This is a genomic window from Gottfriedia solisilvae (assembly GCF_002128405.1).
In the GTDB taxonomy this organism is placed as follows: Bacteria; Bacillota; Bacilli; order Bacillales; family Bacillaceae_G; genus Gottfriedia; species Gottfriedia solisilvae.
Map to the genome: position 1 here is coordinate 146016 of NZ_NETJ01000003.1, position 15721 is coordinate 161736.

At 33.3% G+C, this 15721-nt stretch carries 11 protein-coding genes; 10 read left to right on the forward strand and 1 reads right to left on the reverse strand.

Annotation, left to right across the window (positions count from 1 at the left end; all coding sequences use genetic code 11):
* Positions 1-235: 235 nt before the first annotated feature.
* The 7 genes from CAB05_RS10025 to CAB05_RS10055 all read left to right on the forward strand — a co-directional run bounded on the left by CAB05_RS10025 (position 236) and on the right by CAB05_RS10055 (position 10632).
* Positions 236-2290, forward strand: a complete 2055-nt coding sequence (locus CAB05_RS10025) for a sigma-54 interaction domain-containing protein (protein ID WP_087999702.1) — start codon at positions 236-238, stop codon at positions 2288-2290.
* Between the two features lie 169 nt (positions 2291-2459).
* Positions 2460-4997 carry a cyanophycinase gene (locus tag CAB05_RS10030; protein ID WP_235821424.1) on the forward strand — a complete coding sequence of 846 codons (2538 nt, stop codon included), beginning with the start codon at positions 2460-2462 and terminating at the stop codon, positions 4995-4997.
* A 180-nt stretch (positions 4998-5177) separates the two neighbouring features.
* Entirely contained in the window at positions 5178-5612 is a 435-nt protein-coding gene (locus CAB05_RS10035) for a TspO/MBR family protein (protein WP_244972776.1), read from the forward strand.
* Positions 5613-6259: 647 nt separating this feature from the next.
* Positions 6260-6439, forward strand: a complete 180-nt coding sequence (locus CAB05_RS22145; protein WP_158093239.1) for a hypothetical protein — start codon at positions 6260-6262, stop codon at positions 6437-6439.
* Between the two features lie 337 nt (positions 6440-6776).
* On the forward strand, positions 6777-8396 hold the full coding sequence (locus tag CAB05_RS22685; protein ID WP_217348562.1) for a BclA C-terminal domain-containing protein: 1620 nt from the start codon (positions 6777-6779) through the stop codon (positions 8394-8396).
* 378 nt (positions 8397-8774) lie between these two features.
* Positions 8775-9269, forward strand: coding sequence for a DinB family protein (locus CAB05_RS10045; RefSeq protein ID WP_087999705.1), 495 nt, complete (start codon positions 8775-8777; stop codon positions 9267-9269).
* Positions 9270-9816: 547 nt separating this feature from the next.
* Positions 9817-10632, forward strand: a complete 816-nt coding sequence (locus tag CAB05_RS10055) for an alpha/beta fold hydrolase (RefSeq protein WP_235821426.1) — start codon at positions 9817-9819, stop codon at positions 10630-10632.
* A gap of 180 nt (positions 10633-10812) precedes the next feature.
* Here CAB05_RS10055 and CAB05_RS10060 read toward each other — a convergent pair whose 3' ends face one another.
* Positions 10813-10938 (reverse strand): GapA-binding peptide SR1P, encoded by a 126-nt coding sequence (locus CAB05_RS10060; protein ID WP_087999707.1) that lies wholly within the window; start codon positions 10936-10938, stop codon positions 10813-10815.
* Between the two features lie 593 nt (positions 10939-11531).
* On the opposite strand from CAB05_RS10060, the gene CAB05_RS10065 reads away from it, so the two are divergent.
* From CAB05_RS10065 to CAB05_RS10075, 3 genes are all read left to right on the forward strand, one after another.
* Entirely contained in the window at positions 11532-12680 is a 1149-nt protein-coding gene (locus CAB05_RS10065) for a sugar ABC transporter substrate-binding protein (protein WP_087999708.1), read from the forward strand.
* Between the two features lie 114 nt (positions 12681-12794).
* Positions 12795-14315, forward strand: a complete 1521-nt coding sequence (locus CAB05_RS10070; RefSeq protein ID WP_087999709.1) for an ATP-binding cassette domain-containing protein — start codon at positions 12795-12797, stop codon at positions 14313-14315.
* Positions 14316-14330: 15 nt separating this feature from the next.
* Entirely contained in the window at positions 14331-15506 is a 1176-nt protein-coding gene (locus CAB05_RS10075) for a sugar ABC transporter permease (protein ID WP_087999710.1), read from the forward strand.
* Positions 15507-15721: the final 215 nt, after the last annotated feature.

A 15721-nucleotide genomic window follows, 5' to 3' on the forward strand; every position in this document is an offset into this window, starting at 1 on the left:
GTACGAATTTTGAAGTAAAAAAATATTAAAGCGCTTCCATATTATTCCTCCCTACAAATTGAATTCTTTAAAAAAGGTTTCTAGTTTTATATAAGCAAATAGTGTGCCAATATTTAAATTCTTATTTTTAAGAAAATTTTACTGATTGCTAATATTTATTGGTTCTTTTTGGTTTGTTAAATGATAAAATGAAATCAATTTAAACCAATTCAAACCGATAGGGTGATCCTTTACTATGAAAACAACATCACTTACTTTAATTACCGGAAGTTCAAAAACAAAGGAAACATTATCAAATCAGCTTGCTCAATTGCTAGAAGATTACATAACAATTAAGTCAATTGCCATTGATGATAAAGGTATTGATGAAATTAAGGATGATATTATCCTTTTTTCATCGGAACAAGTGAAAAAAGAAACTGAAAAAATAGCAAAAGTGTTAGGCAAGCATGTACTTGTAGGGAAGAGAACACTTAATCATGAAAACGTTGATAAGTTATTAAAGATAATAGAGGGGAAGAATGTCCTAGTTGTAAATGATGATTTTGAATCGACAGTTGAATTGATTCAGTCCTTATACCAAATGGGGATTGATCACTTGCGATTTACTCCATTTAAGATGGAACAATTATATTATCCAGATATTGAAGTTGCAATTTCACCAGGAGAAACTCATTTAAGCCCCGATTACATAAAAGAAGTTATTGATATAGGTGTTCGTCTGTTTGATATTGCAACTATTTTACAAATTGTAGAATACTGTAAGCTTAATAGAAATATAGCTTCTTTAATTTCTGAAAAATATATAAGAAATATTATTGAATTACAAAGAGAACTTTTAAATGCAGAGCAACAAGCAAGGCAATTAAATAAACACATTCAAAATGTTGTAAATGCTGTTGATGATGGAATCTTAGCCATTGATAGTTATAAAAGGATTACCGTATTTAATGAACGATTAGCAAATTTGTTTAAACTACATAATGAGAATATTGTTGGGAAACATTTTGAGGAGATAATTTCACAACAAAATATTAAAGACTTTATTTTAAATGGAAATGAGGAATCAAAATTCTTTTCAATAAATAACACCGATATTGTTATCTATCGAACTTTTATTAAAGAGGATGAAAGAATTGTAGCGACTTTTAAAAGCGTTAACCGAGCTTTTGAAATAGAAAAGACAGCACAAAAGGAGTTTAGAAAACAAGGATTTTACGCTAGATATGATTTTTCAGATATAATTGGCAACCATCATGCAATTTTAGAATGTAAACGAGTTGCGACGAAACTAGCAAAAGCTGAACATCCAATTTTAATTCAAGGTGAAACTGGGACAGGAAAAGAACTCTTTGCACATGCCATTCACAAACAGTCAACTCGTAAAAATGGACCATTCTTAGCTATAAACTGTAGTGCATTTACGGAAAGTTTGTTAGAAAGTGAGTTATTTGGTTATGATGATGGAACCTTTACAGGTGCAAAAAAGGGAGGTAAAAAAGGACTTTTTGAAATTGCAGATGGAGGTACAATTTTCTTAGATGAGATAGGTGACATTAGTTTAAACGTTCAGTCGCATTTATTACGTGTTCTCCAAGAACAAGAGATTCGTAGAATAGGCGGCAGAAAAATCATTCCTATTAATGTACGTATAATAGCTGCTACAAATAAAGATATTTACCAGAAGATTTCAGAAGGTTTTTTTCGTTCAGACTTGTATTATCGATTAAATGTATTAAATCTTTTAATTCCTCCCTTACGTCTAAGAAGAACTGACATTCCGTTATTAGTTCAAAGTTTTATTTCGAAAAGAGAGGGGATTTCTATAGAAGAAGAAGTGCTAAATAAATTAGAGAAACTAGATTGGCCAGGCAATGTACGAGAATTAAAAGGTGTTATAGATTACATGCTTACTGTTTGCGAAGGGGATGTAATTTCACTAAAAGATTTTCCTCAAAATAGTCTTTTACAGGATAATGTAGACCAAAATAAATATATCGACGAATATCCATTTAATGCTTCTGCAAGCGTACTTGAAATTGAAGAATCAATTTTAATTCTTGAATCAATTAAGGATTTTAATGATGTAGGTAAAGTAGCAAGTAGAGATAATATTTCAAGTGCAAGTAAACAAAAGGACAGATACTTATCTCCTCAACAAATCAGACTCCGTTTAAAAGGTTTGGAAACAAACGGTCTAATAACGAAGGGGAAAGGGAGGGCTGGTACCAAGATTACTCCTAATGGTATTAAATATTTAAATTTTCTAAAGTCTAATTCAACATATTAGTTTTTTCTTTCTTTATAATCCTAAATTGGTTGTATTTGGGTGAATATATATAACCAGTTATTAACAAAAATATTTAATTAATCAGATTAAATTAAGTATTTTAATGGAATCAAATTGGTATAAAACTTGCTTGTACTTTTAAGTGAAACATACTAATTTGAAAGGGGTTATGGAATTGAGAAAAAAACTAATTTCTATTTTAACTAGCTCCATGCTAATGTCATCACTTTTTGGCTTAACTTTAGGAAACGCTCAAACTGAAAACGATGATATTAAAGGTAATCTTTTAATCGTAGGAGGTGGTTTAGGTACCTCAAATAAAGATGTCTACGAAAAATTTATCGAATTAGCTGGTGGAAAAGATGCAAGAATTGGGATTATTCCTTCAGCAAGCAGTAAGTTAAAGTCTTCTAATGATTTTAAGAAAGATTTGGCATCTTATGGTGTAAAATCTGAATTTGTAGAAATCTTACCTATATCAGACCATGATTTTTCAGATACGGAAGAGAATGAAATGAATTGGAAAGACAATGTGAATAATTCTAAAATAGTAAACCAAATAAAGAAACTTTCTGCTATTTGGTTCGTAGGCGGAGATCAACTACGCATTGTAAATACGCTTCGTACGAACGGAAAAGATTCAAAAGCGTTACAAACTATTTGGGATATTTACCGTAATGGTGCAGTAATTGGAGGAACAAGCGCAGGAGCAGCTATAATGAGTAATACAATGATTACTGGAGGGGATAGTCTAGGTGCGTTGAAGGGATTTTATGAAAAGAATATAGATGAAAGAAACGTAAGTGAATATGAGCCTTTGACTGTTCAAAGTGGATTAGGTTTCTTCCGAAATGGTATTATAGATCAACATATGAACGAAAGAGCACGTTACGCTAGACTTGCAATCAGTGCAATTAATTATGAAAAAGAAGGTAATTTTGCCTACGGAGTAGATGAAGATACTGCTATGGTTGTTAGGAATAAAGAAAAGATAATTGAAGTTATAGGTCGTAATGGGGTAGCTGTTATAAATGCTAACGAAGCTAGAAGAATTGGTGAATCAAAAAAAAGTGACAAGCCCATCTTAGAAAATATAAAGATCAGCTACCTAACAGCTGGGGATAAGATTCACTATATTACTCACACTTTTGAATTTGCGGAAGGTAAATATGAAACAAGGGGATACGAGTATTATAAGTTTTACGCAAGACCCAATACAGGAATCTTAACTCCGTACGGTAGGTTTAAGAATTATTTAGCCTATTCTCTTATAGATAACGAATCGATGCAAACTCTAAAATCCTATATATATGATAAAGAAGGTAAAGGATTTGAGATTATCTTTAATAAAGAAATCGATACGAATGGTTATTGGAAATATGTTGATGGACAAAAGGATGATTATTCCCTTGAAAATGTTTCGATGAATATCATTCCTAAAACTTTTACATTTAGTTCAGATAAAGAGGAAACTAGCGATTATCAAAAATCAGCTTTTAAAACTACTAAAAATAATGTTAATGAAAAAATAGAAGGAAGTTTAGTCATCACTGGCGGAGCACTAGGAAGTAGTAATAGTGAGGTTTATAAAAAACTAATAGAGCTTGCTGGTGGAAAAGAGAAGGCAAAAGTAGGCATCATTCCTGCTGCTAGTTCTAAATTAACTTCATCAATTGACTTTAGAAATGATTTAATTAAACAAGGTGTAAATAAGGATTCTATTGAAATATTACCTGTTTCAAACCATGATTTTAAAGGAACACAAGAAGATGAGTCCGAGTGGAATGGAAATAAGAATAGTACAGAACTGGTTAGTAAAATAAATAATTTAAATTGTATTTGGTTTGTAGGTGGAGACCAGACGCTAATCACTGAATCACTGTTAAATGAAAATGGTTCAAAATCTAAGGTGTTAGAAGCAATCTGGAAAGTTTATAAAAATGGTGCAGTAATAGGTGGAACTAGTGCCGGTGCAGCTATTATGAGCAATACAATGATAGCTGGTGGAGATAGTTATGGAGCTTTGAGATATGGGTTTACAGAGTCATACGTTAATATGGAACAACAAGAAGGTGGACCTGTCTATTTGGAACAGGGTTTAAATTTCTTTCAATATGGGATTATTGATCAACATTTCGATAATAAAGCCAGATTAGGGCGATTGATTGCCACTGCTTATGAAAAAGGAGAAAAAAATCAATTAGCATATGGAATAGACGAAGACACAGCAATGGTTGTAAATAACAAAGACCAAAGGGTTAATGTAGTTGGTCGAGGTGGGCTTACTCTAATTGACTTATCAAAAGTTCACACAGATAAAAATAAATCAAGTAACTATAAAAATATAATTGTTTCTGTCATTTCACCAGGCGATAGTGTAGATTTATTAACGAATGAAATTCTTATTAGCAATACTAAATCACCAACTAGAGATAACGAATACTATGATAATAAAGTGCCCCCATATTCAGGTGCATTCTCTCCGCATGGACTATTAAAAAATTTATTAGCTTATGGTTTAATTGATAATATCAAGGCTAATGAAGTAAAAAGCTATAGTTTTATGGAAGGAAAGGGATTTGAATTAACGTTTAGAAAAACGGTTGAAACAAACGGCTATTGGGCTAATACGGATGGCCAAAAAGATGACTATAGTATACTTAAAGTTTCTTTAGATATTAAGCCAATTAACGTAGAAATCAAATAGTTTAATTCAAATACCATCTCTGTATTCGTCATGCCATATAATGGCATGACTTTATTAGTTTTAGATCAAGATCTATTTATGAATTTCAATAATAAATAAAATTAAAAAACATATGCTTAAATTAAAGTGGACAATCGATAGGAGGAGTTAATTATACTAAATCTATTATGTGTATTTATTTTGACATATTTACTTTTTCTTATATCAGCATTTTTATTCCCAATAGATGTAGCTTGGTATTCCAAGTTGAAAAAACCAAATTGGACACCCCCAAGTAAACTCTTTGGTATAGTCTGGGGTTTTCTATATTTTTTAATCGCTTTGTCCATTACAATTGTTGAAAGCAAAGTGGGGATATTAAATACATCTAGTTATTTTTTATTAACCTGGATAATAAATTATTTGGCTAACCAAGCTTTTAGCTTTTTCCAATTTAAGGTGAAAAGGCTTGATTTAGCTACGATTGATTGCTTAGTAGTAGCATTAACAGGAATACTGTTATGTTTTTTAACTATTCCTTATTCATTATTAGCTGCCTTACTTTTAGTACCTTATGTAGTTTGGGTTATTTTTGCCACCTATCTTTCTTATAGAATATATCGACTGAATATATAAAGAGCTTTCTAACTTTACAAGTTGTATGGAATCTCATGATATTAAAGAGTTTCCGAGTACTTAACTTAATTTTGGCTAGAGTACTAAATGAAAGAATTTTCACCTAAAAATATTCTAATTAAATTAACTCACTTTTTTATCATAATAACTAGATTAATTTTGATTGGTAAACTCAAATTGGAGTGGTTTGATTCCAAATGGGTAGCAAGTAAAATATTTAAGTAATACTATAAGGGGCTTGGAATTATGGACGGTGAAGAATGGATTGCGAAAGTATGAGATGTTATTTTTGAACCGGCAGGCTCACTTCATCAGCCGATCATGCGTAGTGAATAGGACGTTATTACTCTAAATATTTTGGATGGATTACTAGAGTTTCAAGATACTGAAGGGAATCCTATTTTTCACTTAAATTGGGTTACAGCTTTAGAGTTGTACAAAGAACATTGTGTCTTACTGTAGCTAGACCAATTCAGAATCATCCTCCAGTTATTACTGCAATCATCCTGTTTAATGAAAACATAAAATAAAAACCACTTTGTAAAAATAGGGAGTTTAGTTAATATGAGTAGGTATACTTGAATCAACCATCGAGGTGGGGAGATGTCTAATACATTATAAATGCTAATGATGATAAACAAAATAAAGTGAGTTATAAGGTAATGATTGAGGATTCCAGAATATATAATCTTTTAGAAGAAGGTAAAGAATATTTCGTTGTAATAGAAGGTATAGAAAAGAGAAGACAATCAAACTATACATATACTTTTTCTCAATTAGGTTTGCCTGAAGGAACTCAGATGAGTGGAAAAGGTAAAATTGACTAGAAATAGGATATTCCTTAATATTATAAATTCCTTATTCAACTAACGCATGCGATAGTTTAAGATCATGAGTCACTTTTGTGGCTCATTTTTTATTGAAGTAAATGGAATGATAGTTGAACAAGAATAAAAGAGGTGTAATTGGAACTTAGTATCTACCTATTGCTCATTAAGATAAATTATATATCATTAGAGTTTTAAAGTTTTAATTTAAGAATAAATAGTAGATTAATTTAACTTTATAGTTATATTGCTTATTTCTATAATACATAAGAACCACTTTGTCCTATTTTAATAAAATAATGAGAACGAACATTATAAAGTAGGAGAGGTGTAAAAAGTGTCACAACCACCTAAAATTCCCAGTCTAATATCACAACAGCCGATATGTAAACGATGTTATTGTAATCCGTGTAAATGTAAATGTGATAGATGTCATTGTAATCCGTGTAAATGTAAATGTGATAGATGTCATTGTAATCCGTGTAAATGTAAATGTGATAGATGTCATTGTAATCCGTGTAAATGTAAATGTGATAGATGTCATTGTGATCCGTGTAAATGTAAATGTGATCAATGTCATTGTGATCCATGTAAATGTAAATGTAAATGTAATAGGTGTGATTGTAGTCCATGTGAATGTCATTGTTGCTGTCCACCAGGAGTTACGGGAGCAACAGGCCCACAAGGTAAAAGAGGTGAAGAAGGTAAAAGAGGTAAAGAAGGTAAAAGAGGTAAAGAAGGCGAACAAGGTGAAAGAGGAAGAAGAGGCCCAGCAGGAGCAACTGGTGCACAGGGATTAGTAGGTCCAGCAGGTCCAACTGGTACACAGGGATTAGTAGGTCCAGCAGGTCCAACTGGTGCACAGGGATTAGTAGGTCCAACAGGTTCTACAGGAATTGGAATTACTGGTCCTACTGGCCCATCGGGAGGACCAGTAGGACCAATGGGCCCAACAGGTCCACAAGGTCCTGCAGGTCCAACAGGATCAGCAGGTCCTGCAGGAATACCAGGTCCTACAGGATCAGCAGGGCCCCAAGGAACACCAGGTCCCCAAGGAGCGACAGGTCCAGGGGGAGCACCAGGTCCAGTGGGTCCAACAGGATCAGCAGGCCCAGCGGGAATACCAGGAGCACCCGGTCCAACAGGTCCAGCGGGTCCCCAAGGAATACCAGGAACACCAGGTCCCCAAGGAGCAACAGGCCCAGCAGGAACACCAGGTCCAGCGGGTCCAACAGGATCAGCAGGCCCAGCGGGAATACCAGGAGCACCCGGTCCAACAGGTCCAGCGGGTCCCCAAGGAATACCAGGAACACCAGGTCCTCAAGGAGCAACGGGCCCAGCAGGCACACCTGGTCCAGTAGGTCCAACAGGATCAGCAGGCCCAGCAGGAATACCAGGCCCAACAGGCCCAGCAGGCTCACAAGGAACACCAGGTCCCCAAGGAGCAACGGGCCCAGCAGGCTCACAAGGAATACCAGGTCTCCAAGGAGCAACGGGCCCAACAGGCACACCTGGATCAACAGGAGCAACAGGAGCAACAGGTGGTGGCTTATCAGAGTTCGCATACATCTTCAATCTAACTCCTCAGACGGTTGCAGTAGAGGCAGATGTCATTTTTGATTCAAATGGAATAATGACAAGTGGAATTACGCATACGCCTAATACATCTCCAATTGCAATTATAACTCCGGGGATTTACGAAGTTACTTTCTCTGTTTCGGGTACAGAACCAAACCAATTTGCACTATTTGTAAATGGCTTACCGGTTTCAGGTACGATCTATGGTTCAGGTGCTGGTACTCAGCAAAACAACGGGCAAGCTATAATAGCTTTTTCAGCTGCTGATGTGCTTACTCTTAGAAATCATTCTTCTGCTGCAGCTATTGGGCTTGCAACTGTAATTGGAGGAACCCAAGCGAACGTAAATGCTTCTATTGTCATTAAAAAATTAGATTAGTTTCAAAGGGATAAGTTTTTCAAATGGCACTAAATCTTTAACAAATAAAACGAAATAAAAAATCTCCTGCAGAAGGAGATTTTTTATATTCAAGTTTCAAAAAGATTTTTTATTCAACAATTAAAAAATTGAAACAAGATCATATATTTCTTATCCAATTAACGCATGCGATAGTTGAAGATCCAAAGCAGCCTATCGGTTGCTTTTTTTATGTATTTATCAGTATTGTACAATTTGAAAAAGAATAAATAAGAAAATTGAAAAGGTTAATATTTAAATGATAGCGAATAAAATGGAATATATATCAATAAAGTAGTTTATTAAAGTTATAGATTAGGATTTTTTTCGCATTTTATTATAAATTGGAGGGACTAAAATATGGATGCAAGGACACTTTTGTTGCAACAATGGGCAAGCTGCTTAGATAAAGAAGATTGGTTTCCACCACTAGAAAAGGTACTTGAGAATATTACTTTTGAACAGGCAATTTGGAAACCAGCTGATGGGACAATGAATTCCATCTGGGAATTAATGTGTCATTTACTTTTCTATGAAAAGAGATTTCTGTTGCGATTTCTTGGTGAAACAGAAAACGAACCGCAGGCAGAAAATAACAACGATACATTTCGATTACCTACAGAAACGTTAGAAAATTGGAAGGAAACAAAACAAGAATGCTTTTATGTTCATCGTGAACTTGAAAAATTATTAGCAACATCAGAACATGAAGATTTGTATAGACAGGTGCCAGGAGAAGATCATTCATTATTGCTTGAACTGAAGAGTTTAGCAATGCATGACGCATATCATATTGGACAAATTGTATTACTTAGTAAAATGCAAGGAGCTTGGGCAGGTAAACGTAGCTTTTAATAAATCATCATTAGCTTTACAGCTATTTTATTATTGTAAGCTTTTATGAATAACGGATTCCTTAGCCATACATTTGAGCTGCTTCGGCAGTTTTTTTTTTTTTTGAAATCTGCGGATAGATTTGAATAAGAAAGGTGGAATCTGCATTAACATAGAAACTTATTAAGTGAGGTGATATCAATTTTGAAAGAGAAAAAGACATTTCCATTATTAATAGATACTGTGATATTTATTGCTGTTTTCTTTGTATTGAATTGGATTTTAAATAAAAAAGAGGCTTTTTCATTGCAGTTTTTAATAATCTTGTTCGGCATTGGTTTTACTTATTATGTATTAAGGAAACTATTTTTCAAAAATAAAACAGATTAGTTTAATTGAACTAACGCATGCGATAGTTCAACAAGGTTGGGTAGCATAAGCATAAATTTAAAACTAATCTTACCGGCAGTTATATAAATGTTATAGAGTAAACGGGTACTATACAATTCTAAATTGAAATATTAAAAAATAAATATGAACTTTAATAATCGAAGGTGAGGGTTTTTAGGTGCCTAAATTGTCAATTAATGATTTAGAAATAAACTTTGAAATTATTGGAGAAGGAAAACCTGTAGTAATGATTCATGGCTTTACTCCAGATTCAAGATTAATGAAGGGGTGTATGGAACCTATCTTCACTAAAAGAGAAAAGTATAAAAGAATCTATTTAGACTTACCAGGAATGGGTCAAACAGCAGGAAGTAAAAGCGTTAACAGTACCGATGATATGTTGGATGTAGTTATTAATTTTATCGATACGCTTATACCCGGTCAATCATTCTTGTTGGTTGGTGAATCATATGGAGGTTACTTATCAAGAGGAATTATAGCTAAAAGAAAAGATAAAGTAGAAGGGGTGGCCTTTATCTGCCCAATGATAATTCCAGAAATGGAAAAAAGGTCATTACCAGAGCATGTTGTTATAATTGAAGATGAAGAGTTTATAAATAAGTTAAGTGAAGATGAGAGGAACGATTTTCGTTCGAATAATGTTGTATTAGATAAGAATACTTGGTTTCGCTATAAAAATGAGGTAGTAAGTGGCTGTTCGATTGCTGATCAGGAATTCTTATCTAAAATAAAGAAAAGATACGGTTTCAAATTTGATGTCGATTCAGTATCGTTTGAATCTCCGAGTATTTTTCTTTTAGGATTACAAGATTCAGTCGTTGGATATAAAGATGCATTTAATCTATTGAGCAATTTTCCACGTGCAACTTTTGCAATATTAGACAAAGCAGGACACAATCTTCAAATTGAGCAAGAAGTATTATTTAACAATCTTATTAATGAATGGTTAGACAGACTGTTAGAAATAAAATGATAAACAAGCCTTATTCATCGCATGGGTCAGTTCAATAAGAATCAAAAAGGATCTTCAATGTAAGATCCTTTTATCATTTTCAATTAAGTATTTATGAGTATTTTGTTAAACCCCTAAAAAAACTAGTTTCTTTATTAAGGTCAATATCAAAATTGTCGTGTTTATTAGTGTAAATGTGTACTATTTTGCTGTTGAAGTAGTTGCTTCATTTTTGCAAGCTTCACAAGTTGAATAGATTTTCACAATTTTTTTATACTCCGCGTATTCAATGGTTTCTTCGCATTCTTTACAGATTAAAATTTGCATGAGAAACACCTCCTACGCCAACTATACCACGTCCGATTCACCATTTCTCCAGGGACTTTCCCCACCCTAGGGACATAAATTGACCAAGTTAAAAAAACGTTGAAATAGCAAGGTTTTCAATCGGAAATAGACGCAAAAAAATTTTTTTATGGCATTATAAAAAACGAAATTAGATTGATTAATAATGAATTTGAAATCTATTTTGCCTGTGAGATACGATATAAGACATTTTTCACTAACACATATATAGAATATAAATTTAGACCAATTCGTATTAGCGGACGGGTCTTCTTTTATGATGGCAATTATTTGATCAAATTACGAATTGATAAAAGTAAAAATCGTCTAGTTTATTATTAATCTTTTAATTTTTTAATCTAGGTTAGATAAATATACCTTAAAAATTCTGTACAAATTTATTCAAAAGTCAAAATAATGCTAGTTTTAAAGTTGGATTTGAAAACGCTTTCCGTTCTAGTTAAATAAGTACAGGTAATAGACAAATGAGTGAAGGAAATAGTAAAGCGTTTTCAAACAAGTACATGATACCTTAATTATGTAAACGTAAACAGAAAAATTAAGGGGGAAATGTTTTGAGAAAGTTAAAAAATATTTTTGTAATACTTTCAGCATTTTTAGTATTTGCTGTATTTGCAACAGGCTGTGGCTCTTCTTCTACTTCGAATGAAAGCTCTAATGTTGGTAAGAAAAATAAAGATGGCAAAGTTGATATTGGTATCGTTTTACCAACTAAAGATGAGCCACGTTGGACACAAGACGAAACACGTTTTAAAGACGCATTAAAAGATACTGATTATTCAGTTCAAATTTTATTCTCTCAAGGTGATTCTGCAAAAGAAAAAGCAAATGTTGATTCTTTAATTGCAAAAGGAATCAAAGTATTAATTATCTGTCCACAAGATGGAGCGGCTGCTGCAGCTTCAGCAGAAGCAGCAAAAGCGGCTGGTGTTAAAGTAATTTCTTACGATCGTTTAATTACAGATACTGATGCAGTTGATTACTATGTATCATTCGATAGCATTGCAGTAGGTGCTGCACAAGCTCAATATCTTGTAGATCATGCTTCTGGTAAAAAAGGTCAACCTTTAAACCTTTATGCTGGTGCTGCAAGTGATAACAACGCATTCTTATTCTTCCAAGGTGCTTGGAGTGTTCTTCAACCTAAAATTGCTGATGGTACTTTCAAAGTTGTGAATTCATCTGAAGCAGTTAAATTAAAAGATAAAGCTGAATTAACTCGTGATGAGCAAGCTAAAATCATCGGTCAAGTAACAACAAACTGGGATTTCAACGTTGCAAAAACATTAGCATCATCTAACTTAACAAAAGCTACTAAAGCTGATAAAGGTGATGTATTAGTACTTGCTCCAAATGATGGAACAGCTCGTTCAATCGCAGATACATTTAAAGCAGATAAAGATGTTACTTCTTTCGTAATTTCTGGTCAAGATGCTGAAAAAGCTTCTGTACAATACATCATTGATGGATTACAATCTATGACTGTTTTCAAAGATGTTCGTACTTTAGTTACTGATGCAATTGCTACTGCAACTGCAATCTTAGAAGATCAAACTCCTGATGCTGCAGGTGTAACAAACAACGGTAAGGCTGATATCAAAACTAAACAAACGGACATCATTGTTGTTGATCAAGATAGTGTTAATAGTGCATTAATTGATTCTGGTTACTATCAAGCTTCTGATTTCACAGGACTAAAGTAATTAGATGAAATATATTAAACTGGCAAAATAGTGATGGTGCCTCCCGTCACTATTTTGTTAGTTATTCTATTATTTTTTTACTGAATCAATTTGCAATCTCAGGAGACGGATTATATGAGCGAATTTATATTAGAGATGAGAAACATCTCAAAGGAATTTCCAGGTGTCAAAGCTTTAAGTAATGTAAATTTTAAAGTCAAAAAAGGTGAAATTCATTGCTTAGTAGGTGAAAATGGCGCAGGTAAATCGACCTTAATGAAAGTTTTAAGTGGTATTTATCCGTTTGGAACATATGCAGGAGATATTGTTTTCGGAGATGAAATACAAAAGTTTTCAAAAATAAGTGATAGTGAAAAAGAAGGTATCGGGATCATCTATCAGGAGCTATCTCTATTTCCTGAGCTTTCTGTATTTGAAAACATCTTCATTGGACATGAAATTAAAAAGGGTATAACTGTTGATTTCAATGAAACAATTGTGAAAGCAATGGAAATGTTAAAGAAAGTTAAATTAGATGTTAATCCAGAAGTTCAAATTAAAGAATTAGGTGTTGGTAAACAGCAACTTGTTGAAATTGCCAAAGCACTTAGTAAAGACGTTAAATTATTAATTCTTGATGAGCCAACTGCTGCGTTAAATGAAGATGATAGTGAAAATCTCCTATTCTTAATGGAAGAATTAAAGAATCAAGGGATTTCTTGTATTATGATTTCACACAAGCTAAAAGAAGTTATTGCAGTTGCGGACACTGTTACAGTACTTCGAGATGGGCAAACAATTTGTTCGTTAGATAAGAATAAAGGTGAAATTAGTGAAAATACAATCATCAAACACATGGTTGGTCGAGAAATTGATGATATTTATCCGAAACGCCCAGATCAAAAGTTTGGCGAGACAGCATTAGAATTAAAAGATTGGAATGTTTACAATCCAAAACTTGGACGTAAGATTCTTCATAATATCAACCTTAATGTTCGAAAAGGTGAAATTATTGGAATTGCTGGATTGATGGGTTCTGGTCGAACAGAATTAGCAAAGAGTATTTTTGGTAATCCAACAAAATTCAAACTTGATGGTTCGGTTTTAGTGCAAGGTGAAATGAAGCGTTTTACTCATCCAAAAGATGCAATAAATGCAGGTATAGCATATGTAACTGAGGATCGAAAAGGCGATGGTTTGATTCTCGAACAAGATATAAAAAATAACATTTCAATTACGGATTTATTTAAGATTTCTAAAAAAAGTGTGATCAATCAACATGAAGAAATAGTAGTTGCAAATGAGTATTTAAATAAGTTAAATATTAAAGCACCTTCCATTGCTTCAATTGTAGGAAAATTAAGTGGTGGAAATCAGCAAAAAGTATCGTTGAGTAAATGGTTGTTCACAAATCCAAACGTACTGATTCTGGATGAACCAACACGTGGAATTGATGTAGGTGCAAAATTTGAAATCTATACATTTATGAATCTATTGGTTGAACAAGGTATGAGTATTATCATGATTTCTTCTGAACTTCCAGAAGTCCTTGGTATGAGTGATCGAATTTATGTAATGGCAGAAGGTAAAATAACTGGGGAATTGTCAAGAGAAGAAGCAACGCAAGAGAGTGTTATGGCCCTTGCTACGATTTAGGAGAGGTTGAATAATATGAATTTTTTTCAAGAAGCAGGTATGTTATTAAAGAAAAACATTCGTGAATACGGAATGTATATTGCTCTAGCAGTAATTATGCTAGTGTTTACAATTAATACAGATGGATTATTTATGTCATCTCGTAACTTAAGTGATTTAATTAATATGACGGGTTATGTTGCAGTTCTTGCTGTAGGGATGACGCTGGTCATTGTTATTAGACACATTGATCTTTCAGTAGGATTTGTAGCAGGTTTTCTTGGAGCAGTAGTTGCTCTGTTTTTAACAAAGTTTGGTTTACCTGTTTGGTTAGCAATTGTTGCAGTACTAGTAATTGGTGCAATTATTGGTTTAATTAATGCCTTTTTTGTTGCCAATTTAGGAATTCCTTCATTCGTTGTTTCATTAGCGGGAATGCTAATTTTTAAGGGATTTTTACTTATGTCGCTTGTTGAAACAGGGACAATTATCATCTCTGACGAAAACTTTAAAGCGATTGGAAATGGCTATATTCCGAGTTTAGGTAATTGGAATGGTTTACACGTATCAACGTTAATAGTTGGCGCTCTTTCTATTATTCTTCTAATTTGGAGTGATTTTACAAAGAGAAAAGTAAACATAACTTATGGCTTTGAAGTACTTTCTGTACCAATGCAAGTATTAAAATTAGTATTTATCTCAGGTATTATTGGCTATATTAGCTATATCCTTGCAGGGTACCAAGGAATTTCTTGGACTGCTGTTATAATGCTAATTGTAGTTATAATTTATCATTTCATTTCAACTAGAACACCTTTAGGACGTCACATTTACGCAGTTGGTGGAAATCCAGAGGCTGCAGAACTAAGTGGGATTAGTGTTAAAAAAGTCACTTATATTGTATTCGGATCTATGAGTATGCTTGCAGCACTTTCAGGTGTATTATTTACAGCAAGACTTGCATCTGCATCTCCACAAGCAGGTACAATGTTTGAGTTAGATGCGATTGCAGCTGCTTATGTTGGTGGTGTTTCAGCAGCAGGTGGTGTTGGTAAAATTACAGGTACAATCATCGGTGCATTCGTAATGGCTTCACTAACAAGTGGTATGAATTTGATGGGTATTGATATATCTTACCAATACATCATTCGAGGTGCTGTTCTTGTTCTTGCGGTTGTGTTTGATGTAATAACTCGAAATAAAGGAAAATAAGAATATACATTTAAAAACAGAAACAGTCATTTGTTATGACATGTTTCTGTTTTTTTATTTGCCCATTTTTACAGTTTAGTCATCTAGAAAAATGATCTTATTATTTTCGTGTATTTCACACATGTTCTTTTATTCAGACTAATAAGCTAAAAGAATGAGACGTAAAGAGTACATATCTCACATTTATTGTTTATTCCTTACAAAATCATTTCAAC

What these genes read in the sequence shown, in the direction of transcription:
- CAB05_RS10025 (WP_087999702.1), top strand. Translation starts at nt 236, where the DNA reads ATGAAAACAACATCACTTACTTTAATTACCGGAAGTTCAAAAACAAAG.
- CAB05_RS10030 (WP_235821424.1), top strand. Translation starts at nt 2,460, where the DNA reads ATGGAATTGAGAAAAAAACTAATTTCTATTTTAACTAGCTCCATGCTA.
- CAB05_RS10045 (WP_087999705.1), top strand. Translation starts at nt 8,775, where the DNA reads ATGGATGCAAGGACACTTTTGTTGCAACAATGGGCAAGCTGCTTAGAT.
- CAB05_RS10060 (WP_087999707.1), bottom strand. Translation starts at nt 10,938, where the DNA reads ATGCAAATTTTAATCTGTAAAGAATGCGAAGAAACCATTGAATACGCG.
- CAB05_RS10070 (WP_087999709.1), top strand. Translation starts at nt 12,795, where the DNA reads ATGAGCGAATTTATATTAGAGATGAGAAACATCTCAAAGGAATTTCCA.
- CAB05_RS10075 (WP_087999710.1), top strand. Translation starts at nt 14,331, where the DNA reads ATGAATTTTTTTCAAGAAGCAGGTATGTTATTAAAGAAAAACATTCGT.